We start from the raw sequence: 26,531 nt of genomic DNA, 5'->3' as shown, positions 1-26,531 counted from the left end.
TATTTTTTTCTTAATCGGTATTCCTTCGTTACTCTATGCCGAAAGATTCAGCCTTCGAGCAAGCAATAAATTACTGAGGGTGGTAATTTATGGAGGATTTTTCTTGCTGGAAAACAAACGATCCAACCAATTTTAAGATCTTAATAGTTTGTAAACCAATAACCGCGGTATTGCCCGAACATTACGATTCTTTTATAATTGCCGCCGTTTTATTAACCCTGCGCCAGTTTTACGTTCTGGACAGCAAGAGGAATCTACATGTCACAATACGTTGTTTGTGCTCTGTATAAATTTGTCCGTTTGGAAAATTTTGAGCAAATCCGAAAGCCGCTTCATCAAACCATGGAAAATAATGAAGTTAAAGGTACGTTGTTATTAGCATTGGAAGGGATAAACGGTACTATCGCCGGCCCTCGCCAGGGCATTGATAATGTCTTAGCATTTTTGAAAGCCGATGAACGCTTAGCGGATATTTCTTACAAAGAATCTTATACCGACAACGCGCCATTCAAGCGTTGCAAAGTAAAGCTTAAAAAAGAAATCGTTACTATGGGCGTCGAGGGTATTGACCCGCGTCAGGTAGTAGGTACTTACGTAAAACCAAAAGACTGGAACGAATTAATTTCTGATCCGGAAGTTTTCGTTGTTGATACCCGTAATGATTACGAAGTTGAAATCGGTACCTTTAAAAATGCCGTAAATCCAAATACCGAAACATTCCGTGAATTCCCTGATTATGTTGCGAAAAACATGGATCCGGCGAAACACAAGAAGGTTGCGATGTTCTGTACCGGTGGTATTCGTTGTGAAAAATCTACCGCTTACATGAAAGAACAGGGATTTGAAGAGGTTTATCACTTAGAAGGCGGCATCTTACAGTATCTGGAAGATGTGCCGGAAGCCGAGACCATGTGGGAAGGTGACTGTTTCGTATTTGACGATCGCGTAACCGTAGACCACAGCCTGGAAAAAGGTATCTACGATCAGTGTCACGCGTGCCGTATGCCAATTACCGAAGAAGACAAACTACGTCCTGAATATCAAAAAGGCGTCAGTTGTCATCGTTGTATCGACAAAGTCACTGACGAGCAACGTGCTCGTTATGCTGAGCGTGAAAAGCAGATTAATCTTGCCAAAGAGCGCGGTGAAGACCATATCGGTGGTGGCGTAAGTAAAGTGATTGCTGAGCGTCGCGCTGAGAAAAAAGCTGAAGTTGAGCGTCAGCGTCAAGGCCAGAAAGGCTAATCCCTCCTCTAATGGGCGATATTCAATATCGCCCATTTTTTTAGTGCACAGAATTCAGAGTTCAGAAAGGGCAAGTCATTATTGCCACGACTGCGAATCTTAGCCAACCTGAATGATCGGGTTGTGCCAGGAACGGGAGTTGGAACTCCCTTAGTACGCATCGTAAACGTTACTCCGAGCTGCCGACATGGATGTTGGTACGCAGAATTTGTCTGGAATGTTAATTTGCATTCAGGATTGAGCCGAAAAGACAACAAAGTTGCATTCAAAACTGAGCCAGGTGCGGTGGTACTAATCGTGTGACGAAATTAAAAAAATAATGATTAAAGCGGATCAGTTTTCAATGCAAATCGTGGAGCAATTTTAACTGCAAATTAACAGACCGGGCGTTTTAACCACCAAAATACCAACACAGGTGAAAGCGAAGCCTTGCTCTACATAAAAACTAATGGCGAATACACAATACAATAACGACTAGGCAGACAATTCCACATATTGTCTTGTTTTATCGAATCTTCGCAGCATTATTTCGCATTTTCACCCCGACCGTTAACTCCTGCAAACTTTCGTATCCGGATGATTCAAAAAACAATCGTTTAAAGTTGTAAACAGAGTGGCTCAAAAGTGGCGAAAATAAAGGCTATGTCTTAAAATTTGCTTCGAACTGACCACTTTCGAGGTACCATTGTGGCGGAACACAAATCCGATAATGCCGCGCTAGTCGACGAGCGCATTACCAGCATATTCCCTTCGAAAAAAACAACAAAGCCTACGACCACTGCCGTCGAGCATGGTTTCCAGGCAGTATCCTGGTGGCTTAACAGCCGGCGCCGTTGTCATAAGCACACAGTACATAAACGCAGTGTCGTAAGACGAAAAATCAGACGATAGATAATACCAATCAACAAATCCCAACGCGCGTGACGGAATCCGAAGCGAATCGGAGGGTTGCTGACACTTTTGCAAAATTAGCGCTTTGTCACCTACAGTTGTACTGATAGAATATCCGCCACATTAAATTTCACTCATCAGTATGGATTTGTAGAGCAATGCGTACCAGTAAATATCTTCTTTCTACGCTTAAAGAAACTCCGGCAAACGCCGAAGTCATCAGTCACCAATTTATGTTACGAGCAGGTCTTGTTCGTCCTGTAGCTTCAGGTTTGTACACCTGGTTACCGACAGGTTTAAAGGTGCTGAAAAAAGTAGAAAACATCGTACGCGAAGAAATGGACAAAGCCGGTGCTATCGAAACCCTGATGCCTATGGTTCAGCCGGCTGACCTTTGGGAAGAATCTGGTCGTTGGACCGATTATGGCCCAGAGTTGCTGCGTCTTGAAGACCGTCATCACCGTCCATTCGTGCTAGGTCCAACTCACGAAGAAGTGATCACTAAGTTAATCAGCTCTGAGCTTTCCAGCTACAAGCAATTACCGATTAACTTATATCAGATCCAAACTAAGTTTCGCGATGAAATTCGCCCTCGTTTTGGTGTAATGCGTGGCCGTGAGTTCCTGATGAAAGATGCCTATTCTTTCCACTTATCTCAAGAATGTCTGTCTAACACCTACCAGGATATGCATACCGCGTATTGCAATATCTTTACCCGTTTAGGTTTAGATTTCCGTCCGGTAATCGCTGACACCGGCTCTATTGGTGGCGATGCCTCGCACGAATTCCACGTATTGGCCGATTCTGGTGAAGATGATATTGCTTTCAGTGATGGCAGCGATTACGCAGCTAACATCGAAAAAGCGGAAGCCCTAGCGCCAAATACCGAGCGCGGCGCTGCTACCGCAGAGTTAACTAAGGTAGAAACGCCAAACGTTCACACCATTGAAGAAGTTTCGAAATTCTTTGATGTTGCAGCAGCAGACGTGGTGAAAACCTTATTAGTTCTGGGCGAGCACGAAGAAGGTGAAACCGCGCCGGTGGTTGCTTTGGTATTGCGTGGCGATCATGAGCTAAACGAAATTAAAGCCGAAAAGATTGCTGGTGTTGCCGCACCGCTAACGTTTGCAACTGACGAGCAAATCAAAGCGGTTGCCAATTGCGATGCAGGTTCTATTGGCCCGGCGGGTTTAGATATCGACATCATTGTTGATCGCAGCGCTGCGGTTATGTCTGACTTTATCTGTGGTGCCAATGAAAGTGGTTATCACTTCACTGGTGCAAACTTCGATCGCGATATCAACAACTACAACGTCGAAGATATCCGCAATGTTGTCGCTGGCGACCCAAGCCCTTGTGGTAACGGTAATCTAACCATCAAACGTGGTATTGAAGTAGGTCATATCTTCCAGTTAGGTGAGAAATATGCCGATGCCATGAATGCAGGTGTTCTCACGGAAACCGGTAAAAACCAGACCTTAACCATGGGTTGTTACGGTATCGGTGTTTCCCGAATCGTTGCTGCGGCAATCGAGCAAAACCACGATGAAAACGGCATTATCTGGCCGGATGCTATTGCACCGTTTAAGGTTGTGATCATTCCCATGAATATGCACAAGTCGCATCGAGTTCAGGAAACTGCTGAGAAGCTATACGCAGAACTAACAGCCGCCGGTGTTGAAGTGCTATTTGACGATCGTAAAGAGCGTCCGGGCGTTATGTTCAAAGATATGGAGCTAATCGGTATTCCCCACGCCATCGTTGTTGGTGAGCGTAATATCGACAATGCTCAGGTTGAATACAAAAACCGCCGCAGTGGTGAGAAATCACTTATCGCTATCGATGAAGCGGTTGAGTTTGTTATCAATAAATAATAGAACGACGTTTTTTAGAAGATAGCCAAAAGCTTTAAGCCTCGCGTACTAGATGAGAATCACAGGCTGAAACAAAGACCTAAATCGAATGTCATTCCCTAACACTACAGGGAGTCTGAAGCAAATTTAAGGGCGGTAAACTTAGGATTATCAGAATCTTATGTTACCGCCTTTTCTAATACTAGGTTTAATTTGCCAGGAACTGGTTAAAGTAAGGAATAAGCACTGGCATTGACGCCATCATCAAAACATTCATCGCCACAACAAAGCTGATACCCGCGTATGTTGCTTTGTGAATTTTGTTGTTAATACTTAGGTCGTATCCTACCGGTAATGCGATCAATATAATGGGATATACGGCGAAATACAGCATCACATTGACATCTAACACCTCTAAATATCTTCCTATCGCGGGGCCAATGATAGATAAAGAAGCAATAATGATCATTCGCTTGTGAGTATCAACATTGCCTTTGCTAACTGCATAAATCGCGCTCCCATAAAGGCACAGAAATGTAAACATTGTAAAAGCATTTCCAACCAAAAGGTCGGTTCTTTGATGTTCAAAAAAGAGGTTGATTGAAGCCCACTCGCCAGTAGTTATCATCGCGATAACTAGCAAAATACTGATGCTGCCCAGTTGTTTATGGCGTTTTAGGTTACCCAAAGTAACCAAGCGAGCTTGATAGGCGAACAAAAACAACCAGGCCATCATAAAGCCCGCATGAGCGATAACTAAAGGCGTGTAACGTGCCAGACGAAAAGGATGCACTATAACTTTCAGACTGAAGCCGATTATTACAAATATTGATAAAACAATGGCGCTGTAAAATAAATACTGAGAGCGCGGTTTGACCTCCGTCCCTATGGCTGCTTCCATGTCCCCTCCCAACTTATTAATAAAGTTACAAATTTGATTTATTCATTATGCGAACAACCTGAACAAAAAGCGAACAAGGCTAAATGTTTTGGGTAGAAAGCGCTTCCAATTTCCTCGAAAATATGGCGAAATCCCAACATTAGAAAATCGTGCAGGCTTGCTCTTCTCGCCCCTCAAGTTATAAGTGCTTGCACACAATAAAGGCAGTGTCAGTTTGTTCATTAAATTATTCTCCCGTTTATACCAATTCGGTTTAAAGCTCTTCGTTCTCGTCTTCCCTTTTCCAAAGCCTAAGCTTTATCAAGGCAGTGAAGGCCTGCAAGACTGGGCCAAAACCATTAAAGACAAAGGCGAGACTAAATTATTACTGGTTACCGATGAAACCTTGGTAAACCTCGGGGTCATCAATCCCGTTATTGCCGCTCTGGAAAATGAACAGATAAGCTATTCCCTGTTTAGCCAGGTGCAGCCGAATCCTACCATTGCTAATGTTGAACACGGCTTGCAGCAATACCTTGATAACCAATGTCAGGCGATTGTTGCTATTGGCGGCGGTTCGGTAATGGATTGCGCTAAGCTGATTGGTGCCAGAGCGGTGAAACCGAAAAAGTCCGTTAAACAGCTTAAAGGTCTGTTCAAAATCCTGAAAAAACTTCCGCCTTTCTATGCGATTCCTACCACAGCGGGAACCGGCTCGGAAACAACTATTGTTGCGGTAATCTCTGACCCAGAGGTTCAGCAAAAATATGCGGTAACTGATTTAGTGTTAGCACCGAAAGCTGCGATATTAGTACCGGAGCTTACCACCGGATTACCTGGACATATCACCGCAACAACCGGGATGGACGCCCTTACCCACGCCATTGAATCTTATATTGGCAATAATGCGACACCATTTACCAAAAAGCGCTCGTTAGTGGCCTGTAAGCTCATCTTTGTAAACCTGCCTAAGGCTTATGCGAACGGAAGTGACACCCAGGCACGTCTTGCCATGTTGCAAGGCTCTTTCTATGCAGGTGAAGCTTTTACCCGCGCAAGCGTTGGTTATGTTCATGCCATCGCCCATCAGTTAGGGGCGATATACAATACCCCGCACGGTCTTGCCAACTCGGTGATCCTGCCCAAAGTATTACGTTGGTACGGAAAGTCTGTAGTGCGCAAATTAGCTGAAATATCTGATCACTGCGCTTTAGCATCCCCCTCAAAAACAGCGACCGAGAAAGCACAAGGAGTTATCGAGTTAATTGAATCGATGAATCAGGAAATGGCAATTCCGAATCAGTTATCGGAAGTGCAAAACCAGGATATCGACCAGATAGTCGATGCGGCGCTAAAAGAAGCGCAGCTGGATTATCCGGTGCCTAAATTTATGGAAAAAGCAGATTGTCGCGGTGTGGTTGAAAAGCTGGTAGCTTAGCTTAAAAAATTGATTGAGAGTTTTAGCAATAACTTGTGCAAATATTTGTAAACCTCAATACAGCTTGCCAGCTATTTCGATATTTCTGCGGAGTTACTTCATCGGCGCATAAAACGGTAGACTTGATAGCTGCTCGTCTATCAAAGTCAGCATTTGCTGATAATTTTCAGACTGGGTATTGGTGTAATCAGCGGTAAACTGATTGGCATCAATGCCCTCTGGCAAATCTTTTGGAAACGGTATTAATTGCTGTTCCGTTTGCATTTGCAGAAAGGTTTGTTGAATTGCTTTGGCGCTGGTTTCATTCTCAGTGGCATATTGTGCCAGACGCGTTCCCGCCCTATCTGCGTATAAATCAACGAAGCTAAAACCACTGCCTCCCGGATTCGAATCTAATAATTCTTTAAACTCCCCAAGCGCGAAACCCGCATTGGCATCGCTTAACAATTGCAGTGCCATGGAATAAACAAAGTGCTTTTGCAGATCATTGCGATTTAACAAAGTTGTGGTGCGCTTATGGGTATTACGCAGAACCTGTTGCTCCCTTGTCATCGGCTGCATTTCTCCGGTAAACAGCGCAAACTTATTCGAGCCAAAATATAAGGATAATGCCATCATCGCATCGCGATTTTCATCAACGGTCCGTCGGCCCGACAACTGCGAGTTCTTATTTGCCTCTACAAATTGGTGCTTGAGAAAATACAACAGACTATTGTCTCGCTTTGGCAGTTGTGCAAACGCGAGTAGGTTGGTGTAGTACGCCTGAACATTTTCAAGGTTTACCCCCGGTAGCAAAGAGTTTCGAAGCGATAATAAGCTTGCCAACCGACCCGTATCTGCAAGAGAATTCTCTCCCTGATCCAAATCAATTTGCAGTTGTTTTTCGCTTACCTCCACCGCTTTTACCATTTCTATCACTTCATAGTGTTCTGGTTTTAAGCGACTGCTCAACAGGCTTAGAGTTGTCTCAAACAACCATTGGCCACTTACGGTCAGACCACCAATTTGTGCGTCACCAAACACCAAGCCTTCAGTAGAATCAGGTAAGGCCATGGAGAAGTTTAGATAAATGTCGGTGTTAAAGGGCTTAACGTAACCTTGGAACAGAGCTTTGGAGTCGGATAGATTTACATTGGTGGTAATTTTCGGGCTAAGGTTATTAGCCAACATACTTAAGCTTTGCAGCTCACTTTTGCTAAAAACGTATTTAGACTTTCCACCCTGTTTAATTTGTCTGGCGGTGCGCTGCAAGATAGAGCGGGCATCGGATGCTCTGGCACTGGACAAACGCTCGGGTTTCTGGAGCTCAGGTTGAGTTTCCACTACCACAAATAGCAGTGCCACAGCGGCAATGGTGCTGAGGATGAACAAATACTTAAATAAGCGGAACAAAAACGCCAATCTGAATCCTTGTTATTTTAATACTAACGACCAATAGATTTACCATATCTGATAATGTTAGAGCAACTGTCTATTTCCAACCGTCCCAGCGATCCCAGTAGATGATTCGATTGCTTTTTCGTGACAGGAAATTGTTAAGCAGGTAAAAGGTCGTTAACTCCATTTCCTCGCCATTAATACAAGTCCAGGCAAATCGGTGACAGTTGTTTTTGATCAGGTCGTACTGCTGATAGCTGTATACTAATTTAGCCGCGCGTTCCGCCGTTTCTTCACTGGCGAGCGCCTCACCCTTTGAATCGCAAGCGACATAGATCTCACTGCCCGAGCGCTCCGCCAAAAAACGCTCTGGAGATATGGCTTTTACCAGCCCACTGCCATGCAGTTCGACTATGGTGAAACGGTCGATAAGAATACCGGTGTGCTCCAGCACTCCCCCTAAACCACAACACAATAATGCCCCGGGTTTGATCTTAGCCAGGGTTTCTTTGCCTTTTTCTTTGGCCAGTTTTTGTTTCGGGTATTTACCAATACCACTGGCGTATTTACCCAGGCCTTTTCGAGTATGGCCTTGTGGTGTTGGTCGTCTTAATTCCGCCTGACGATTGCGCTCAGACAATTCGCCCACTGCAACCGCAGAGGCGATTGCCGCACCGACCCATACCAAAGGTAAAACCATAACGCCCTCTAATTTTTTTGAATCCTTTTAATTAATAGTTATAAACAATTCAAAAAATTATGCTGAAATAAATTGTCAGAAAGTGTTGCAATGCGTATGGTTATCAGTCTATTAGTGCAAATATTCAGACAACCAGAAGTTAAACACCCGCGATGAAAACCTTTGAAAAATCTTCCAAGCTCTCCGATGTTTGCTACGACATACGTGGTCAGATAGCGACCGAAGCACGCCGCCTAGAAGAAGAGGGTCATAAGATCCTTAAGCTAAACATTGGCAACCCTGCCCCGTTTGGCTTTCTGGCACCGGACGATATTTTGCGGGATGTGATTCACAATCTACCTACAGCACAGGGCTACAGCGAATCCCAGGGGATATACTCCGCTCGTGTCGCCGTGATGCAGTACTACCAGCAGCGCGGCCTGAAAAACCTCAATGTCGACAACATTTACATTGGTAATGGTGTTAGTGAGTTAATTGTGATGGCGATGCAGGCACTGTTAAATACTGGTGATGAGGTGTTGATACCTGCGCCGGACTATCCGTTATGGACCGCTGCAGTATCGTTATCGTCAGGAAAGCCGGTGCATTATCGTTGTGATGATGAAAACCACTGGTATCCGGATATCGATGATATCAAGAGCAAAATTAATGAGAATACTAAGGCTATTGTCCTTATCAATCCCAATAATCCAACCGGTGCGGTTTACCCACAAGAGGTATTGCAACAAATCATCGATGTTGCCAAACAACATCAACTGATTGTGTTTTCCGATGAAATTTACGACAAGGTCTTATACGATGGTGCTGAGCATGTGCCTACAGCACGCTTAAGTGAAGATGTGTTGGTCGTCACCATGGGGGGGTTGTCGAAAAATTATCGTATCGCCGGATTCCGCGCCGGCTGGATGATGTTAACCGGTCCATTGCTCAGAGCTCAGGGTTATATGGAAGGGCTGAATATGCTCTCTTCAATGCGGCTTTGCGCCAATGTTCCCTGTCAACACGCGATACAAACAGCATTGGGCGGTTATCAAAGTATTAATGAGTTGGTTAATGACGGTGGACGGTTGAAGAACCAATTAGACATTGCTCATTCGATGCTCAATAACATCGACGGCTTGAGTTGTCATAAAGCCAAAGGTGCCATGTATTTGTTTGTGAAGGTTGATGGCGAGCGATTAGGCATCAATAATTGTGAACAGATGGTGTTGGATATTCTGCGTCAGGAAAAGATATTGTTGGTGCACGGCAAAGCCTTTAATTTCAAAGAAGGTATATATTTCCGCCTGGTATTTTTACCACACTCCGAAGATTTGATTGACGCTATCAACCGACTGAAGCACTTCTTCAGCCATTATTCGCAGTATTAAAGGGTTTAATTAGCGGTTTAAACCCTGGATGTGTCGCTGCATCACGCAGCGGCTTCACCTAAACCGGGAGAATCTGATGGAAAGTACCTTTCTAGCCTGGATGTTCCGCATGCCGCTTATCAAACGATGGGCGCTGATGTATTGCGTGAAAAAAGAAAACGTTGCCGAACATTCCCATCAGGTGGCGATTATTGCTCACCTGCTGGCCGTGATTAAAAACGAAAAATTCGGTGGCAATATCAATGCCGATAAAGTGGCGACAATCGCCCTCTACCACGAAGCCTCAGAAACCCAATATGGCGATGTGGTTTCTCCTACCAAATATGCCAACAAAGAAATCTCCCGGGAATTTAAAAAATTGAAGCCCTAGCCGAACAGCAATGTCTTGAATCGTTGCCGGAGGATATTCGCCACGTATTTCACGACATCATTGTTCAGGATAATGTTGATGAGGAATACAAAGCCATCGTCAAGGCCGCCGATAACCTCGCCGCTTATATCAAAACACTGGATGAAATCCGCCATAACAACGTTGAGTTTGAGCATGTAGAACAGCGCCTTCGAGCCAAGTTAATGGTTACTCAACAGCAAATGCCTGAGGTTGGCTACTTTATGGAAACCTTTTTGCAATACTGCACCGCCAGTGTTGATAAGCTCAGTGAAAAGCGCACTTAGCTAGCCATTTAAACGTCATATCGGGGTCGCCATTTAAACGTCATATCGGGTCGCCATTTAAACGTCATATCGGGGTCGCCTCTTAAACGTCATACCGGGGTCGCTGCTTAAACGTCATACCGGGGTCGCCCGGTATCTCTTCCGTTAATCTTAGATTCCGTATCGGAGTACGGAATGACGGTTTGGTTTTGAATAGCCTTACATACGACAGCCATTTCAACGTCATACCGGGGAAGCCCGGTATCTCTACACTTGCCTTAGATTCCGTATCGGAGTACGGAATGACGGCTTGGTATCGGGTACGGAATGACGGCTTGGTTTCAAACAGCCTTTGAAATAGCAGCTTATTAAACGTCATGCCGGGGTCGCCCGGTATCTCTACACTTGCCTTAGATTCCGTATCGGAGTACGGAATGACGACTTGGTATCGGAGTACGGAATGACGGCTTGGTTTCAAACAGCCTTTGATTCAACAGCCAAGTAAACGTCATACCGGGGTCGCCCGGTATCTCTTCTTTTACCTTAGATTCCGTATAGGAGTACGGAATGACGACTTGGTATCGGGTACGGAATGACGACTTGGTGTTGAACAGCCTTTGATTCAACAGCCAAGTAAACGTCATACCGGGGTAGCCCGGTATCTCTACACTTGCCTTAGATTCCGTATCGGAGTACGGAATGACGACTTGGTATCGGAGTACGGAATGACGGCTTGGTTTCAAACAGCCTTTGATTCAACAGCCAAGTAAACGTCATACCGGGGTCGCCCGGTATCTCTACACTTGCCTTAGATTCCGTATAGGAGTACGGAATGACGACTTGGTATCGGGTACGGAATGACGACTTGGTGTTGAACAGCCTTTGATTCAACAGCCAAGTAAACGTCATACCGGGGTCGCCCGGTATCTCTTCTTTTACCTTAGATTCCGTATCGAGTACGGAATGACGTTTTGCGTACTGCTATCTGCAAGCGATTCTGTTTATCGCGTTCTGTACACTGCAGTCTTAGCTAGGGCGATTAAGGTTTTGGTTTTAAATCAGTTTTACTCCTGCTACAATGCTCGGCGCAAAATGGTGCCGCAACTGGCGGCTGAAAAGGGAATGTGGTGCGAGACCTTGTCGAATGCTAAAAGCAAGTCTTTATCCCACAACTGTACCCGCAACTGTAAATAGGGCCAGGTTCAAAATCCACTGACCACACACTTAAGTCAATTAAGTTAAGCTTTTGATGATAGCGATAAGGTTGGGAAGGTTGATACTGGGTTATCTCTATGAGTCAGGATACCTGCCTTTTTGTATACAGCAACTCGTGCGGGAAAACACGATGATGTCTGGCACTGCATTGATTCAATAATAGCTTTTGTGATTGCTCCGTCGGTCTATAGACAAAATGAGTACAATAGGCAAAGTCGCCTCTGGCTGTTATTTAGCAATAATGTTGCCCTTCCATCGGTTCCACCGCGCTTATGTTTAAGCAGTTGTATAAACAGTTATTTAAGCAGTGGAAAACATCTTGGCGGACCAGCCCTTACAAGCAGCACTCGAGGTTCAAAACCTTACCTGGAATGTTGCTGAGCAAAACATACTCACCGATATCAATCTGAGCATTGAACAGGGTGCACGTGTGGCTATTATCGGCCCGAATGGCGCCGGTAAAACCTCCCTGCTCAAATGTATCGCAGGTTTGCAAAAAGACTTTACGGGTGACATCAATATTGGCGGGGAGCCAATATCCTCACTTTCCACCAGGCAGATTGCCCAGCGCCTGGCCTATGTCAGCCAACATCAAAGTACCCCTTTCGACTTAACCGTAAATGACATCGTGCGCATGGGACTGCTCGCCAACAAACCCCTGCTTGCCTTAAATGGCGCTTTTGATGATTCCCATGACGATCAGCACATTGCTGAATCACTGCAATTAGTCGGCCTTAAACACAAACGCTGGCATTCATTTAATACCCTTTCCGGCGGTGAGCAACAGCGAGTATTAATTGCCCGTTCGGTCGTACAATCGCCAAAACTATTAATCATGGATGAGCCAACGAATCATCTGGATATTTACTACCAGCATCAGATTTTAGCGCTTGCCAATGAATTAGATTTAACCCTTATTTTTTCTATTCATAACCTTGAGTTGGCCAGTCAGTATGCAAATACACTAGTACTGCTAAATGAAGGGAAGATCGTTGCCAAAGGAAATGCAGATTCAGTATTAACGTCGAATCTGTTAGAACAGGTATTCAAACTGCCCTGCCTGGTTGAGTCGCATCCAATAAACCCAGGTAAGCGTATTACGTTTGCCGCGAATACACCGGATGCAGCGAGGAAAGCGCAATGATAAAAAGACTCTCTTTGTCGATCAACGCCCTGCTAATTCTCGGGTTGCTGGTAATCTCAATTTTCTTTTCATTGGGTATGGGTACCCAGAGTGTTGGCTTTGAAGCCGTTTATGCTTGCTTGTTTGAGCAATGTAAGGGGCCATTCGACCAGCAAATACTGTTTGATATTCGACTGCCGCGCATTGTCACCGGCTTTCTTGCTGGCTTTGGTCTGGCCATGACTGGCGCCCTGATGCAAAACATCACCCGCAATCCTCTGGCAGACCCTTACCTTTTCGGCATTGTTGCCGGTGCCGGTCTTGGCGTTACTTTGGTGAGTTTTTTCGCCGAGTCTATCGCCCTTTCAATCCCTTTGGCGGCCTTTATCGGCGCATTACTGGCGGTAGTTTTGGTTATTGGCATTGTTTTTAATCGCCATTGGCAGCGCATAGAATTCTTATTACTCGCCGGTGTTGCAGTGTCATTTTTACTCAGCGCCATTACCAGCTTTACCCTGTATATCAGCGATGCCTTTGCAGCCAATCGGGTGATTTTCTGGCTGATGGGTTCACTCGCTCGCACCGACAACCAAGCCATTTACTGGATAACACCAGTCATTATTATTGGCCTGGTTATCTCACTGCTGCTATCAAGACAGTTAGATGCCCTGCTGATCAGTGATGAAAGTGCCCGCAGCTTAGGGGTATCGGTCAATAAGGTCAGGATCAGCATATTAATTTTATCTGCGGCGATCACCGCTGTCATCGTCGCTTTTTGTGGCGGTATTGGCTTTGTGGGATTGATGATCCCGCATTTAATACGCAAATGGGTCGGCATCACCACTGGCAAGTTAATCATCTTTAGTGGTTTGCTCGGTGGCATCTTCCTGATGCTGGTAGATGTGGTTGCCAGAACCGCATTAAACGGTCAGGAAATTCCAATCGGGGTGATCACTGCTGCCATTGGTTCGATATTCTTTTTAGCGCTGATGCGAAAAGAATAGGGAGAAAAGCGTAAGTGGCTAAGTGTAAGGTACAAGTGAGTTAGATGATTAATTGCAAAAACAACATAGCGCCAACTCTGATGATTCAGGGGACGACATCCGATGCTGGAAAATCGACCCTGGTAGCTGCCCTCGCCCGGGTTTGGCAACGCCGCGGCTTGCATGTTGCTCCAATGAAACCCCAGAACATGGCGCTTAATGCCGCGGTTACGCCCTGCGGTGGTGAAGTTGGCCGCGCCCAGGCGATTCAGGCCCAGGCGGCAAAGGTTGACCTTAACGTCCACTTTAACCCGATTTTATTAAAACCCAATTCAGACACCGGAGCTCAGGTAATTGTTCACGGTAAAGCGCTGACAATCATGCAAGCGGCGCAGTACCAGGATTACAAGAAAGCGGCGATGAATGCGGTATTAGAATCGCACCAATATCTGCAGCAAGAATACCAGCGTATTGTGGTTGAAGGTGCTGGTAGTCCCGCAGAAATTAATCTTCGCGAAGGCGATATCGCCAATATGGGCTTTGCAGAGGCCACCGACTGTCCGGTAATTCTGATAGCGGATATCGACAAAGGTGGTGTATTCGCCCACCTGGTTGGTACGCTCGAGCTGTTGAGTGAATCTGAGCAAAATCGGGTGGTCGGTTTTGTGATAAACCGCTTTCGTGGTGATATCAAATTGCTGGAAAGTGGTCTCGACTGGCTTGAAGAAAAAACCGGAAAACCAGTACTTGGTGTCCTGCCCTATTTGCATGGTCTAACGCTATCAGAAGAAGATGCGGTTAATAGCCAAGTAGCTAGCAACAACGGCAATTACCAACGGCTCAAAGTCATAGTTCCTGTCCTGCCAAGTATGAGTAATCATGATGATTTTGATCCATTACGCTGGCATCAGGACATTGATTTTAAATTTATTTACACCAATCCAGATAATCCGAAGCCCTTGCCTGCCGCGGATTTAATTATTTTACCCGGCAGCAAATCCGTTGCCGCAGATCTGCAGTTTTTACGCAGCCAGGGATGGGACAAGTCAATATTGCGCCACCTTCGTTATGGCGGCAAAGTTATCGGTGTTTGTGCTGGAATGCAGATGCTCGGGCAAGAAATTAACGACCCATTGGGCGTGGAAAGCACTGAAATAAAAGCCATCGGATTAGGACTGTTGCCGATCAGTACGACTCTTTCGATGGAGAAAACTTTAACCAACGTCGAATTTCAGCTCAACCCTAGTCTGCAAAACGCAAAGGTTAAAGGCTATGAAATTCATGCCGGACAAAGCCAGCTTATATCACGCACGCAAAGCAAGGCCCTGTATAAAGATGCGCCAATGGAGCTGGGCTTTATCAGTGATGATGGCAAGGTAATGGCAACCTATGTACATGGTTTTTTCAATGAACCTGAGGTTCTACAAGCCATTTCCCGATGGTGTGGACACAACATAGCTCAATCAGATTCCGCCTGGGAGCAGCAGGAAAAAGCCATCGACCGTCTCGCGGATGCCTGTGAACAGGATTTAAATCTTAACCTAATCGAAGACATACTGACTAAGTGGTACCAAGATGACAAATGAAAACCAAGAGCTAGACCATAAAGAGCCAAGCCGCGAAGAGCAGCGCCACAAAGAGCGGCAGCAAAAAATTAAAGAAAAAGTTGATGAGAAAATTGCTCAGGCGCAGGAAGAGCGAGGCCTGCTGGTTGTTATTACCGGTAATGGCAAAGGCAAATCAACGTCTGGGTTTGGTACCGTTGCCCGCGCTGTCGGACATGGTCAAAAAGCTGCCGTCGTGCAGTTTATCAAAGGTACCTGGGAATGTGGCGAAGCGAATCTGTTAAGGCAACATGGCGTTGAGATTTGCGTGATGGCCACAGGCTTTACCTGGGAGACGCAAAACAAAGAAGCGGATATTGCTGCAGCCACAGAAACATGGACAGACGCTAAACGATTGCTGGCAGATCCCAGCATCGATATGGTGCTTCTTGATGAACTTACCTACATGGTTAGCTACCACTATCTGGATTTGGACGAGGTGATCCAGGCCATCGAAAATCGTCCTAAACACCAACATGTTTTGATCACCGGCCGCGCCTGTCATCGTCGTTTAATCGATCTCGCTGATACCGTATCTGAGGTTCAGGAAGTAAAACATGCCTTCCAGGCCGGTATTAAAGCGCAAAAAGGTATGGACTGGTAATGATCAAGTTGGCTCAACAATCGATGCGGTTGGTTATGTTTATGGTTTTGTTTATGCTGGTAGTCTTTTCCAGCATCAGCACCAGTGCGATTGGCAAATCTGACGTTAAACCGAAAGCGGTTCGGATTATCGCCCTGGCCCCGCATATTGTTGAGATGCTTTATGCCATCGACCTGGGTGACAATATCATTGCCACCTTAGAACACGCCGATTACCCAGAAGCTGCCAAAGCTATCCCTAGGGTTGGCAACTATGCGCAGTTAAATATTGAAGCCATTGTCGCTTTGCAAGCGGATGTCATTATCGCCTGGAAAACCGGTAATCCCGATGCCGATATCCAGCGCTTAAAACAACTTGGGCAAACCGTTATCTATTCGCACCCGCAACGCCTTGTTGATGTGGCCAATGAAATTGAAAGTTTTGGGATGCGTTTTGGCAATGCTGATGCGGCAAACGTTAAGGCCGATGAATTTCGACAAGCACTGCAGCAATTACAAGCAAGCTATCAGGATAAAGCGCCGGTAACCGTGTTTTACCAGCTTTGGCCGCAACCGCTAACTACAGTGGCAGGCAACGCCTGGCCACAACAGCAACTGGATTTATGTGGCGCCGAAAACCCTTTCAAGAATGCCGACAATGACTATCCGCAAATCAATATCGAAGACGTGTTGGTGGCGAATCCGCAGCTAATCATTTACCCAACCAGTCGCCATAGCAATGAATCGATGAGCATCAACTGGCAACAATATAAAAATCTGGATGCGGTAAAGCATAAGCAGATGTTACGCCCCGATGCCGATATCTTGCATCGCATGACGTTACGACTGCCAAGCGAGATCACCAAGCTTTGCGAGCAAATCGACCAAAGCCGCCAAGTTTACGATGCGCTAAACAATGGGGTCAGAGTCAATTAGTAGAAATACAAACTTATGAATATCAAAGGGTTAAGTGCCATTAAACAATGACTCTGACCCCATAAAAGGAATTTGCCTGCATAAAACTTGCAGGCAAAATGTGGTACTGACCATTAGGTCAGTGAAGTGAATGCTGAAGTGCTCGTGGCAATGTTTGTTAGAACGAGCAATTAGGGAATCAGGTGCTGGGCTATCGCCCAAAATCCTGGACTGCCCCCGCAACGGTGATAAATGGTGGTTTATAACTGTCGTTTTAAGTCCGGAGACCAGCTTCAGCGAATTTTTTCAGGTGCGGTGGGCGCCTTGTGTGAGGAAAAAATGAAATCTAAAGCAATAAAAACAAATCGACGCAATCAGATTGCGTTGCCTGTAACCGCTGTGTCTCTAGCCTTAATCGCTAACACCTCGGTAATGCAACAAGCGAATGCCGAACAAATATCGTCCGTTGAAGATAGAATCTTAGTTACCGCTAATCGCAGCGAAGAACCAAGATCTTTAAGCTTATCGTCAAACGTGGTGATCACCTCGGTCGATATCGAACGTCTGCAGGCAAAAAATGTCAGTGAGATCCTTGATCAAGTTGCGGGTATGTCAGTGACATCTCAAGGCGGTCCGGGACAAGCCAGTTTCGTATTTACCCGCGGTAGTAATTCCAACCAAACGCTTCTTCTCATCGACGGGGTACGGGTAAATTCTGCAACCCTTGGCTTAACCGACTTTTCACAAATTGCGCCACAGCAAATCGAGCGCATTGAAATCATTAAAGGCCCTCGCTCATCCCTTTGGGGCAGTGATGCAATCGGCGGCGTGATTCAGATATTCACCAAGCACTATTCCCATGGCTCAGGTAATGTTGGCGCCAGTATTGGTAGCCATGGCTATTTGCAGGGCTTTGCCGGTATTGGCTTTGGTAATGACGATCACAATTTAAGCCTGAGCGTGAATGCTGAGCAGAGCGATGGTTTTAATATATTTGAATCGGATTCGAACAATCTTTATGACATCAACGAGCCAGATGAAGATGGCTTTGAACGCATGAATCTGTCGGTAAATGGTGAATCCTATATCAATGACGATTTACGCCTGGAATTAGTGGGCCGCTATCAAAAAAGCAATAATGAATACGATGCTTCCTATCCCGATTCACCTTGCTGGAACGACCCATCGCAATCCTGCCCGGCATTTTACGCCAATGAGCAGGACAGCGAAAACTCGCATATCAAACTTGCCAGTGTTTATGAAACCAGTGCTATCACTTCCAATTTATCGTTAGCAATTATCGAAAACTCCGCCAAGACATTCGGTAATGGCATTGACCGAGCTGACGGTGATGAAATCACTACCAAGCGCCAGCAAGTCGCTTTCATTAATCAATTTAGTGTTGCCGATGGTTTTCGAGTAAACCTTGGCCTTGACTGGTACAACGAAGAAGTCAGTACCAACCAGGATAAAGACCCCTGGACTGAAGGATTTCAGGAGTGGCAAATCGACAGTCGCGATGTCACTGCCGTTTTCGTTCAAGGCCGTCAAACCATTAACTCGTTGATTTTGGAAGGTGCGGTTCGTTATGACGATATCGAGAAAATCGGTGACAAAACCACTTACAACCTATCCGCTGGTTACAAAGTATCGCCAAACCTATTGGTAAGTCTGAACCGCGGCACTGGCTTTAAAGCGCCAAGTTTTAACGACCTATACTGGCCAGGAAGTGGTAACCCGGATCTGGAACCGGAAGAAGCGAGCAGTAATGAATTACTTGTCCGTTATTCTTTCGATTTTGGCCAATTGGAGCTTGCCGCTTTCGATTCTGATATTGATAACTTAATTGCCTGGGCACCAAACGAGTTTGGTTTGTGGCAGCCTAGTAATGTCAATGAAGCGAAAATCAAAGGCATTGAGAGCACACTTGAGTTACTGCTTGGTGCAACCACGAATACCCTGGCGGTATCTTATACCGATGCCAAAGATGCGGTTACCGATGCCGACCTTATTCGTCGTCCGGCGCTTACCGCGAACTACACCTTAGGGTATGAATGGCGAGATTATAACTTTACTGCCATCGCCAGTTATCGTGACAAGAGCTATGACAGTGGTATGCGTGAGCTACCAAGCTTCACCCGTTTTGACCTTGGCGTACAGTACCAGGTTATCGAAGATTTGCAGCTCGACTTTAAAGTGAACAATATCTTCGACCGTGAATATCAAACCGTTAGCCAGTATGTTGCTGACGGCATCAACGGCTATGCTGGGGTAACTTACAAGTTCTAGTCCAGTTTTCGATTTAAGCGGCATGGAATCGATTCATGCCGCTTTGCTCTTCATCTCCCACCTTCCAACCATCGTCCACCTTCCACCTCCCGCCTTCCACCGAAAATAGCTCCTTGCATTTTCGGCATATAGGCTGTTCCTGGCCAAAGCCTTCTAACTGCATCATCAACCCGTCATTTCCAGCTACGACTGGAAATCAAAGCCTTGGCCTAAACTTGAGATCTCCTTTTTCAAGGAGATGACGTGGTTAGAAAATTTTGAGCTAGCGTCATAGACTCCGGTCATTTCCAGCTACGACTGGAAATCAAAGCCTCGGCCTAAGCTTAAGATCTCCTTTTTCAAGGAGATGACGTGGTTAGAAAATTTTGAGCTAGCGTCATAGACTCCGGTCATTTCCAGCTACGACTGGAAATCAAAGCCTTGGCCTAAACTTGAGATCTCCTTTTTCAAGGAGATGACGTGGTTAGAAAATTTTGAGCTAGCGTCATAGACTCCGGTCATTTCCAGCTACGACTGGAAATCAAAGCCTTGGTCTGAGCTTGAGATCTCCTTTTTCAAGGAGATGACGTGGTTAGAAAATTTTGAGCTAGCGTCATAGACTCCGGTCATTTCCAGCTACGACTGGAAATCAAAGCCTTGGTCTGAGCTTGAGATCTCCTTTTTCAAGGAGATGACGTGGTTAGAAAATTTTGAGCTAGCGTCATAGACTCCGGTCATTTCCAGCTACGACTGGAAATCAAAGCCTTGGTCTGAGCTTGAGATCTCCTTTTTCAAGGAGATGACGTGGTTAGAAAATTTTGAGCTAGCGTCATAGACTCCGGTCATTTCCAGCTACGACTGGAAATCAAAGCCTCGGCCTAAGCTTGAGATCTCCTTTTTCAAGGAGATGACGTGGTTAGAAAATTTTGAGCTAGCGTCATAGACTCCGGTCATTTCCAGCTACGACTGGAAATCAAAGCCTTGGTCTGAGCTTGAGATCTCCTTTTTCAAGGAGATGACGTGGTTAGAAAATTTTGAGCTAGCGTCATAGACTCCGGTCATTTCCAGCTACGACTGGAAATCAAAGCCTTGGTCTGAGCTTGAGATCTCCTTTTTCAAGGAGATGACGTGGTAGAAAATTTTGAGCTAGCGTCATAGACTCCGGTCATTTCCAGCTACGACTGGAAATCAAAGCCTTGGTCTGAGCTTGAGATCTCCTTTTTCAAGGAGATGACGTGGTAGAAAATTTTGAGCTAGCGTCATAGACTCCGGTCATTTCCAGCTACGACTGGAAATCAAAGCCTTGGTCTGAGCTTGAGATCTCCTTTTTCAAGGAGATGACGTGGTTAGAAAATTTTGAGCTAGCGTCATAGACTCCGGTCATTTCCAGCTACGACTGGAAATCAAAGCCTTGGTCTGAGCTTGAGATCTCCTTTTTCAAGGAGATGACGTGGTAGAAAATTTTGAGCTAGCGTCATAGACTCCGGTCATTTCCAGCTACGACTGGAAATCAAAGCCTTGGTCTGAGCTTGAGATCTCCTTTTTCAAGGAGATGACGTGGTAAAAAGCTTCTGAGCTATTTTGATGGTGTCAGAACTTTCTTCCTCTTTCCTCTTTCCTCTTTCCTCTTTCCCTACTAGCTTGCAGCTTCCACTTATCCATATTAATCTTGCTGACATCTCCACATTAATGATGCGATACCCTTATCGCCACGGACAAACAGCAAACCATGACTACTTATATCGACTTTCGCAGCGATACCGTTACCCGCCCTACCCCGGAAATGCTAAATGCCATGACGGCTGCTCAACTCGGCGACGACGTTTATGGCGACGACCCAACCGTGAATGCTTTTGAGCAAAAAATGGCTGAACTTAGTGGTTTTGAAGCCGCGATGATAGTGAGCTCAGGCACCCAATCTAACCTTTGTGCCCTGCTTTCCCATTGTCAGCGTGGCGAAGAGTATATTGTTGGTCAGCATTATCACACGTATTTATATGAAGCCGGTGGCGCCGCGGCACTTGGTGGCATTGTGCCGCAACCGATTCCGGTATCCGCCGATGGCAGTCTGGCTGCTGATGCGATTAAAGCGGTGATTAAACCCAACGATCAACACTTTGCGATGAGCAAGCTTATTAGTCTGGAAAATACCCATCACGGGAAAGTGATCCCCGTTGAATACTTTAAAGCCATCAGGGATTTGGCGAATGAGCACCAGTTAAGTGTGCATTTAGACGGCGCCCGGGTATTTAATGCTCTGACTGAACTCAATATTGATTTGAAACAGCTATGCCATTACGTCGATTCAATTTCCGTATGTTTTTCCAAAGGCCTGGGCACGCCCATGGGCTCTGTACTTTGCGGCAGTGAAGCCTTTATCAGTAAAGCCAGACGTTGGCGAAAGATGCTAGGCGGCGGCATGCGTCAGGCAGGTATTATTGCAGCGGCGATGGATTATGCCCTCGACAATCATGTTGCTCAGCTTAAAAACGATCATAAGCGATGCCAGGAATTAAGCTCGAAATTGCAGGGCATTAACGGCGTTACTGTAACCGCCTGCGATACCAATATGCTGTATTTCAAATTAGCAGATAGCTTCAATCCAGCCTTAGTTGCTCAGCTTCTTAAAGCAGAAGGCATTCTGATAAGCGCTGGCGATGAAATTCGGTTGGTTTGTCATCGCGATATTAGCGATGCCGACGTGGTGTACTTTGCGCAAAGCCTGGAAGACATTTTGACGATTATGTCGCAGGTAACAGCCGAATAAGCAGATTAAAGTGGAAAGCTCAAAAATGAGCAGATACAAAACGGGCTTGTCATTAAATACGACAAGCCCTTTCTTAAGTTATTAAAAATAGATTCCGTCATTAACGTTGGAAGCGATACACAGAACCAATATTTAAGATTTGCGTTAATTCATCAAGTGCAGCACGGGATTCAACCAATAGGTTTGGATCACGCAAATCATCAAAGCTCAAACGATCACGATAGTGCTTTTCAACCCAGTTCACTAGTGTGCCGTACAACTCATCGTTCATCACACAGTTTGGATTTACTGCGGCAAGTTCCGCTTCTTTTAACGCCACTCGCAAACGCAGACACGCCGGGCCACCGCCGTTTTTCATTGACTCATTAACGTCAAAATATTTGACCTGTTTGATCGGGGTATTTTGCGTTACCAAATTGTCCAAATAAGCTTTAACACGCTCATTTTCATGACAGTGCATCGGTGCAATGATTGCCATCGTGCCATCCGCTAAGGTGATAATTTGAGTATTGAACAGATACGTATTTACCGCATCCAATACGCTTACATCATCACTGCTTACTTTGATGCAATGTAAATCGTCACCGCTGAACTTCTGACGCAGCTCGCCTAAGAACTCATCGGTATTTAAAAACGCCTGCTCGTGATAGAACAATACGTTTTGGTTACCGACAGCAATAACATCATTGTGGAATACACCCTGATCGATAACCGCAGGATTTTGTTGAACATAAACCACACGGCTGTCATCCAGCTGGTGCAAACGGGCTACTGCCTGGCTGGCTTCTAATGTCTGACGCGCTGGGAATTTGATTGGCATCGGCTTAGAGCGGTTGAACGCATAGCGACCAAAAGTGAAAATCTGCACACCAGCTTCATCGTATTCAGAACATAAACGCGTGTGGTTCGCCGCACCTTCGTCACCGAAGTGGTCGTTATCATTCAGGTGTAAGTGATGCGCGAATACCTTGTCATCATTAAAAACCGCTTTCAGGATATTACCTGTGGTTTCTGGCTCTAATGAACGGTGAAACTTATTGGTTAAGTTGGCGGGCGTGAAATGCACTTTACCATCCGCAGAATCCGCTGACGGGGATACCGTCGCAGCATTGGCAGTCCACATCGAAGATGCTGAACAACAGGCAGACAATACCGCTGGAGAAACTTTTGCTGCCTGCGCAAGTACTGAAGCATCGTCACCACTAAAACCAAGACGACGTAAAGAGAAAATGTCTGGACGTTCCTGAGGCGCCAGCACACCCTGAACCATGCCCATATCGTGCAGGGCCTTCATCTTTTTCAAACCTTGCAAAGCTGCATTTTTCGGACTGGATAAGTCCTGGGCATTGGAAAGCGATGCAACATTTCCTTCTGATAAACCCGCATAATTGTGGGTTGGTCCAACTAAGCCGTCAAAATTTACTTCAAAACTCTTCATACTTCGCCCCATTTGGTGGTTTAATACTCAACAAAAATCTGTTCAGTTTTTGTCATTGTTTGTTAAATTTTGCAGCTATTGTAACGACTTAAATTCCCTTGTAAATGGCACGTTCGGAGCAAAATTGCGAATTTTTCGGCCAATTGTTAATTAGTTGTTGACAACACCAAACAAACCACTTAAATATAAATGAACAATTCTTAATTATAAATCTACAGTGAAATTTATTAACTCAGTCATCACTCTCCTGCTGGTCGTGGTTTTATTACCAAGGGCCGGGTTTTGACTGAATAATTAAGAAACGCATAAAAATTCACGAAACCCTCGCCTAACCACCGAGGGTTTTTTATTTTTTCAGGCTTAAAAAAAGGCAAAAAAAATGACAACAGAGTTGTACAGTGGTTCCCAATTATTGATTAAGGCCCTGGCCGAGTTGGAGGTGGATTACATCTTTGGCTATCCCGGAGGGTCAGTTTTGGATATATATGACGCGATTTTTCAGCAGGACAAAGTCGAACATATCCTCGTCCGTCACGAGCAAGCTGCCACCCATATGGCAGATGGCTACACCCGCGCTACCGGTAAAACCGGTGTGGTGTTGGCAACGTCAGGTCCTGGCAATACCAATTGCATAACCGGTATTGCAACTGCATATATGGATTCCATTCCTATGGTAGTTCTGGCTGGCCAGGTTCCATCACAGTTAATTGGCGACGATGCTTTCCAGGAAACCGATATCATCGGTTGTTCCCGCCCGATTGTTAAACACAGCTTTAACTGTCGCTCTGTTGTTGAATTACCTAATGTCCTTGCCAAGGCTTTTTATCTGGCAGAAACCGGCCGACCAGGCCCGGTCGTTATCGAATTACCGAAAGACATCTTAATGCCGAATAACACGGCGCCATTTGTGTTAGATAAAGAAGTAAAGCTTCGCTCCTATAACCCGAATGTCAAGGGACACAGCAAACAAATTCGTAAAGCGGTTAGCACCATTTTAGGCGCTGAGCGTCTGGTTATTTACACCGGTGGCGGTATCGTTTTGGCTGATGCCAGCGACAAACTAACCGCATTAGTAGAACGTTTAAATGCGCCAACCACCAATACCCTAATGGGCCTTGGTGGTCTGAGTGGCTTACACCCTAATTTCCTTGGAATGCTTGGTATGCATGGTTCGGTTGAGGCCAATAGGGCCATGGCCAATGCCGATGTTATCCTTGCCCTTGGTGCTCGTTTTGACGATCGGGTAACCAACAAGGTTGAGAAATTCTGTCCAAACGCCACCATCATTCATGTTGATATCGACCCAACGTCGATTTCTAAAACCATCAATGCTCACATTCCAATTGTTGGTCTGGTTGATGTCGTCATTGATCAATTGATGGCAGGATTAGATGAAGCCAACCATCAACGTGATGAAAACGCTTATGCCGATTGGTGGCAGCAAATTAATGAATGGCGTTCATTGAACAGCTTCAGCTATGAAAAAGACCCTGAGCGTATTAAGCCCCAGGAAGTGGTCGAGTCCATCTATAAGCATACCGAAGGTAAAGCCTACGTTACCTCTGATGTAGGTCAGCACCAGATGTTTGCAGCGCAGTATTATCCGTTTGATAAACCTCGCCAATGGATAAACTCCGGTGGCCTTGGCACCATGGGCTTTGGTTTCCCTGCCGCCATGGGCGTTAAAGTTGCATTCCCTGACGCAGATGTGGTTTGTGTTACGGGTGATGGTTCGATTCAAATGAACATTCAGGAATTATCCACCTGTTTGCAATACAACCTTCCGGTAAAAATTGTCTCCTTAAATAATCGCTCGCTAGGTATGGTAAGACAGTGGCAGGACATGATTTATGGTGGCCGTCACTCGTCTTCTTATATGGAGTCATTGCCGGATTTTGTAAAACTGGTGGAATCTTATGGTCATGTGGGCATTCAGGTGAATCACCCAAGTGAGCTCGATGAAGCAATGGAACGTGCATTTGCACTGAAAGATCGTCTGGTTTTCGTCGATGTATTGGTTGATGAAACCGAACACGTTTACCCAATGCAAGTGCGTTTTGGCGCGGTTGATGAAATGTGGCTGAAAAAGGGAGAGAAAGTCTAATGCGCCGTATTCTATCTATTTTGCTGGAGAATGAACCCGGCTCTTTATCCCGAATTGTCGGATTGTTTTCGCAACGTGCTTATAACATCGAAAGTTTAAGTGTGGCGCAAACCGATGACGCCAGTTTGTCCCGTATCACCATTACAACTCGCGGAGATGACAAAGTACTTGAGCAGATCACTAAGCAGGTAAACAAGCTTATTGATGTTATCAAGGTTGCCGATTTAACCGAGCGTGCTCACATTGAACGTGAAATTGTTTTAGTTAAAGTGTTGGCGATGAGCGACAAAGCTCGTACTGAAGTAAAACGCATTGCCGATATTTTCCGCGGCGATGTCATCGATATTGGTAAGCAGATATACACCATCCAGCTTACCGGCGATGAGGAAAAAACCTCAGCATTTATCAAAATCCTGAGCCATGAGACGGAAATCATCGAAGTGGTTCGTTCCGGCACCGTCGGCATTGCCCGCGGCGAAAAAGCCCTGCGCGCTTCTTAACCGAAGCGCTTTTGATGAGGGTCAGAGTCAATTATCAAAAAACATTACTGATAATTATCAGTAGTTTACACCTTATAAGTTAACGACTCTGTCCCCCTAAAATTTCCAACTCGATTTCCTATACGATTTTCCATGTCAGATTTTTTCATCGAAACCGCCGATAAATCCGATAAAAAAGCGATTCAACGCTTTTACAAGCAGCAGCGCTATTCCGCCCGCTTTCTTGGTGACGACATGACCTACCTGGTCCGCGATAATCAGGACATCATTGCCTCGGTTATTATCTCTTTTAAAGACAGTCATTCGTTTCTGCATGCTTTGGTCGTAGCAGAATGTTGGCAGCATCAAGGTCTTGCGACAAAATTACTTATCGAATGTCAGAAACATTACCCAAGACTCATATGTTTTTGTGCACCCGAACTAAGCCCCTTGTATACCAAAAATGGCTTTACCGCCGTGTCATTGATTGACCTACCAGAAGATCTACAATTGCGTTTTAAGGCCTACCGTAAAAACCACGAACTAGTGCCCATGATTTGGCGCCATTGCGAATAACCTCATTTTCTTGAATATCTATTGTTAGGTAATTAACAGGTACAAAAAAGCCAGGTCAAATACCTGGCT

18 protein-coding genes, 1 pseudogene and 2 riboswitches are annotated in these 26,531 nt (G+C 45.5%); of the genes and pseudogenes, 15 read left to right on the top strand and 4 right to left on the bottom strand.

The genetic code is table 11. The annotated features are described in order from the left end of the window. The first annotated feature begins 258 nt into the window (after nt 1-258). Together FNC98_RS05860 and FNC98_RS05850 are read left to right on the top strand one after the other, a co-directional pair. On the top strand, nt 259-1,245 hold the full coding sequence (locus FNC98_RS05860; protein ID WP_143580376.1) for a rhodanese-related sulfurtransferase: 987 nt from the start codon (nt 259-261) through the stop codon (nt 1,243-1,245). A 1,049-nt stretch (nt 1,246-2,294) separates the two neighbouring features. Further along, nucleotides 2,295-4,010: a proline--tRNA ligase gene (locus tag FNC98_RS05850; RefSeq protein ID WP_143580374.1), complete on the top strand. Its 1,716-nt coding sequence runs from the start codon at nt 2,295-2,297 to the stop codon at nt 4,008-4,010. Nucleotides 4,011-4,197: 187 nt separating this feature from the next. Here the strand turns inward: FNC98_RS05850 and FNC98_RS05845 are convergent, their stop codons facing one another. Continuing rightward, nucleotides 4,198-4,890 (bottom strand): hypothetical protein, encoded by a 693-nt coding sequence (locus FNC98_RS05845; protein ID WP_143580373.1) that lies wholly within the window; start codon nt 4,888-4,890, stop codon nt 4,198-4,200. A 214-nt stretch (nt 4,891-5,104) separates the two neighbouring features. Here FNC98_RS05845 and FNC98_RS05840 point away from each other — a divergent pair, with 214 nt between their 5' ends. After that, nucleotides 5,105-6,307: an iron-containing alcohol dehydrogenase gene (locus tag FNC98_RS05840; RefSeq protein ID WP_260680494.1), complete on the top strand. Its 1,203-nt coding sequence runs from the start codon at nt 5,105-5,107 to the stop codon at nt 6,305-6,307. Between the two features lie 93 nt (nt 6,308-6,400). Here FNC98_RS05840 and FNC98_RS05835 read toward each other — a convergent pair whose 3' ends face one another. Further along, a complete protein-coding gene (locus tag FNC98_RS05835; protein WP_143580372.1) occupies nt 6,401-7,708 on the bottom strand; it encodes a hypothetical protein in 1,308 nt (435 codons plus the stop codon). 70 nt (nt 7,709-7,778) lie between these two features. Then, nucleotides 7,779-8,384: a lecithin retinol acyltransferase family protein gene (locus FNC98_RS05830; RefSeq protein ID WP_143580371.1), complete on the bottom strand. Its 606-nt coding sequence runs from the start codon at nt 8,382-8,384 to the stop codon at nt 7,779-7,781. 152 nt (nt 8,385-8,536) lie between these two features. On the opposite strand from FNC98_RS05830, the gene FNC98_RS05825 reads away from it, so the two are divergent. The 9 genes and pseudogenes from FNC98_RS05825 to ltaE all read left to right on the top strand — a co-directional run bounded on the left by FNC98_RS05825 (nt 8,537) and on the right by ltaE (nt 21,865). Continuing rightward, a complete protein-coding gene (locus FNC98_RS05825; protein ID WP_143580370.1) occupies nt 8,537-9,754 on the top strand; it encodes a pyridoxal phosphate-dependent aminotransferase in 1,218 nt (405 codons plus the stop codon). A 28-nt stretch (nt 9,755-9,782) separates the two neighbouring features. After that, nucleotides 9,783-10,429 (top strand): annotated as a pseudogene (gene yfbR / locus FNC98_RS17060) (5'-deoxynucleotidase). Between the two features lie 1,055 nt (nt 10,430-11,484). Beyond that, a riboswitch (cobalamin riboswitch) is annotated at nt 11,485-11,737 on the top strand. Between the two features lie 205 nt (nt 11,738-11,942). Continuing rightward, the gene (locus FNC98_RS05815; RefSeq protein WP_185968077.1) at nt 11,943-12,767 is read left to right on the top strand and encodes an ABC transporter ATP-binding protein; all 825 of its coding nucleotides are present in this window, start codon (nt 11,943-11,945) and stop codon (nt 12,765-12,767) included. Then, on the top strand, nt 12,764-13,750 hold the full coding sequence (locus tag FNC98_RS05810; RefSeq protein ID WP_143580368.1) for a FecCD family ABC transporter permease: 987 nt from the start codon (nt 12,764-12,766) through the stop codon (nt 13,748-13,750). Before FNC98_RS05815 ends, FNC98_RS05810 begins: the two co-directional genes overlap by 4 nt. A 44-nt stretch (nt 13,751-13,794) precedes the next feature. Continuing rightward, nucleotides 13,795-15,315 (top strand): cobyric acid synthase, encoded by a 1,521-nt coding sequence (locus FNC98_RS05805; protein WP_143580367.1) that lies wholly within the window; start codon nt 13,795-13,797, stop codon nt 15,313-15,315. Next, nucleotides 15,305-15,937, top strand: coding sequence for a cob(I)yrinic acid a,c-diamide adenosyltransferase (gene cobO, locus FNC98_RS05800; RefSeq protein WP_143580366.1), 633 nt, complete (start codon nt 15,305-15,307; stop codon nt 15,935-15,937). Before FNC98_RS05805 ends, cobO begins: the two co-directional genes overlap by 11 nt. Then, a complete protein-coding gene (locus tag FNC98_RS05795; protein WP_260680493.1) occupies nt 15,937-16,851 on the top strand; it encodes a cobalamin-binding protein in 915 nt (304 codons plus the stop codon). Before cobO ends, FNC98_RS05795 begins: the two co-directional genes overlap by 1 nt. A gap of 119 nt (nt 16,852-16,970) precedes the next feature. Beyond that, nucleotides 16,971-17,141: riboswitch (cobalamin riboswitch) on the top strand. A gap of 28 nt (nt 17,142-17,169) precedes the next feature. Further along, nucleotides 17,170-19,119 carry a TonB-dependent receptor domain-containing protein gene (locus FNC98_RS05790; RefSeq protein WP_143580365.1) on the top strand — a complete coding sequence of 650 codons (1,950 nt, stop codon included), beginning with the start codon at nt 17,170-17,172 and terminating at the stop codon, nt 19,117-19,119. A 1,708-nt stretch (nt 19,120-20,827) separates the two neighbouring features. Then, a complete protein-coding gene (ltaE, locus tag FNC98_RS05785) occupies nt 20,828-21,865 on the top strand; it encodes a low-specificity L-threonine aldolase (RefSeq protein ID WP_143580364.1) in 1,038 nt (345 codons plus the stop codon). A 100-nt stretch (nt 21,866-21,965) separates the two neighbouring features. On the opposite strand, the gene astB is transcribed toward ltaE, so the two are convergent. Further along, entirely contained in the window at nt 21,966-23,303 is a 1,338-nt protein-coding gene (gene astB / locus FNC98_RS05780; RefSeq protein ID WP_143580363.1) for an N-succinylarginine dihydrolase, read from the bottom strand. A 379-nt stretch (nt 23,304-23,682) separates the two neighbouring features. Here astB and FNC98_RS05775 point away from each other — a divergent pair, with 379 nt between their 5' ends. From FNC98_RS05775 to FNC98_RS05765, 3 genes are all read left to right on the top strand, one after another. Beyond that, nucleotides 23,683-25,407, top strand: a complete 1,725-nt coding sequence (locus FNC98_RS05775; RefSeq protein WP_143580362.1) for an acetolactate synthase 3 large subunit — start codon at nt 23,683-23,685, stop codon at nt 25,405-25,407. Beyond that, nucleotides 25,407-25,907 (top strand): acetolactate synthase small subunit, encoded by a 501-nt coding sequence (gene ilvN, locus FNC98_RS05770; RefSeq protein ID WP_143580361.1) that lies wholly within the window; start codon nt 25,407-25,409, stop codon nt 25,905-25,907. The genes FNC98_RS05775 and ilvN overlap by 1 nt, the downstream gene beginning before the upstream one ends. Before the next feature lie 132 nt (nt 25,908-26,039). Continuing rightward, a complete protein-coding gene (locus FNC98_RS05765; RefSeq protein WP_143580360.1) occupies nt 26,040-26,462 on the top strand; it encodes a GNAT family N-acetyltransferase in 423 nt (140 codons plus the stop codon). The last annotated feature ends 69 nt before the right edge of the window (nt 26,463-26,531 follow it).

Origin of the sequence: Thalassotalea sp. PS06, from assembly GCF_007197775.1 — a bacterium.
Taxonomy (GTDB): Bacteria; Pseudomonadota; Gammaproteobacteria; order Enterobacterales; family Alteromonadaceae; genus Thalassotalea_A.
This window is presented reverse-complemented; position numbering and strand designations above follow the sequence as displayed.

Bases quoted from the DNA above. Each gene is read 5' to 3' on its own strand.
- FNC98_RS05860 (WP_143580376.1), top strand. From the start codon at position 259: ATGTCACAATACGTTGTTTGTGCTCTGTATAAATTTGTCCGTTTGGAA.
- FNC98_RS05850 (WP_143580374.1), top strand. From the start codon at position 2,295: ATGCGTACCAGTAAATATCTTCTTTCTACGCTTAAAGAAACTCCGGCA.
- FNC98_RS05845 (WP_143580373.1), bottom strand. From the start codon at position 4,890: ATGGAAGCAGCCATAGGGACGGAGGTCAAACCGCGCTCTCAGTATTTA.
- FNC98_RS05830 (WP_143580371.1), bottom strand. From the start codon at position 8,384: ATGGTTTTACCTTTGGTATGGGTCGGTGCGGCAATCGCCTCTGCGGTT.
- FNC98_RS05825 (WP_143580370.1), top strand. From the start codon at position 8,537: ATGAAAACCTTTGAAAAATCTTCCAAGCTCTCCGATGTTTGCTACGAC.
- FNC98_RS05810 (WP_143580368.1), top strand. From the start codon at position 12,764: ATGATAAAAAGACTCTCTTTGTCGATCAACGCCCTGCTAATTCTCGGG.
- FNC98_RS05805 (WP_143580367.1), top strand. From the start codon at position 13,795: ATGATTAATTGCAAAAACAACATAGCGCCAACTCTGATGATTCAGGGG.
- cobO (WP_143580366.1), top strand. From the start codon at position 15,305: ATGACAAATGAAAACCAAGAGCTAGACCATAAAGAGCCAAGCCGCGAA.
- FNC98_RS05795 (WP_260680493.1), top strand. From the start codon at position 15,937: ATGATCAAGTTGGCTCAACAATCGATGCGGTTGGTTATGTTTATGGTT.
- FNC98_RS05790 (WP_143580365.1), top strand. From the start codon at position 17,170: ATGAAATCTAAAGCAATAAAAACAAATCGACGCAATCAGATTGCGTTG.
- ltaE (WP_143580364.1), top strand. From the start codon at position 20,828: ATGACTACTTATATCGACTTTCGCAGCGATACCGTTACCCGCCCTACC.
- astB (WP_143580363.1), bottom strand. From the start codon at position 23,303: ATGAAGAGTTTTGAAGTAAATTTTGACGGCTTAGTTGGACCAACCCAC.
- FNC98_RS05775 (WP_143580362.1), top strand. From the start codon at position 23,683: ATGACAACAGAGTTGTACAGTGGTTCCCAATTATTGATTAAGGCCCTG.
- ilvN (WP_143580361.1), top strand. From the start codon at position 25,407: ATGCGCCGTATTCTATCTATTTTGCTGGAGAATGAACCCGGCTCTTTA.
- FNC98_RS05765 (WP_143580360.1), top strand. From the start codon at position 26,040: ATGTCAGATTTTTTCATCGAAACCGCCGATAAATCCGATAAAAAAGCG.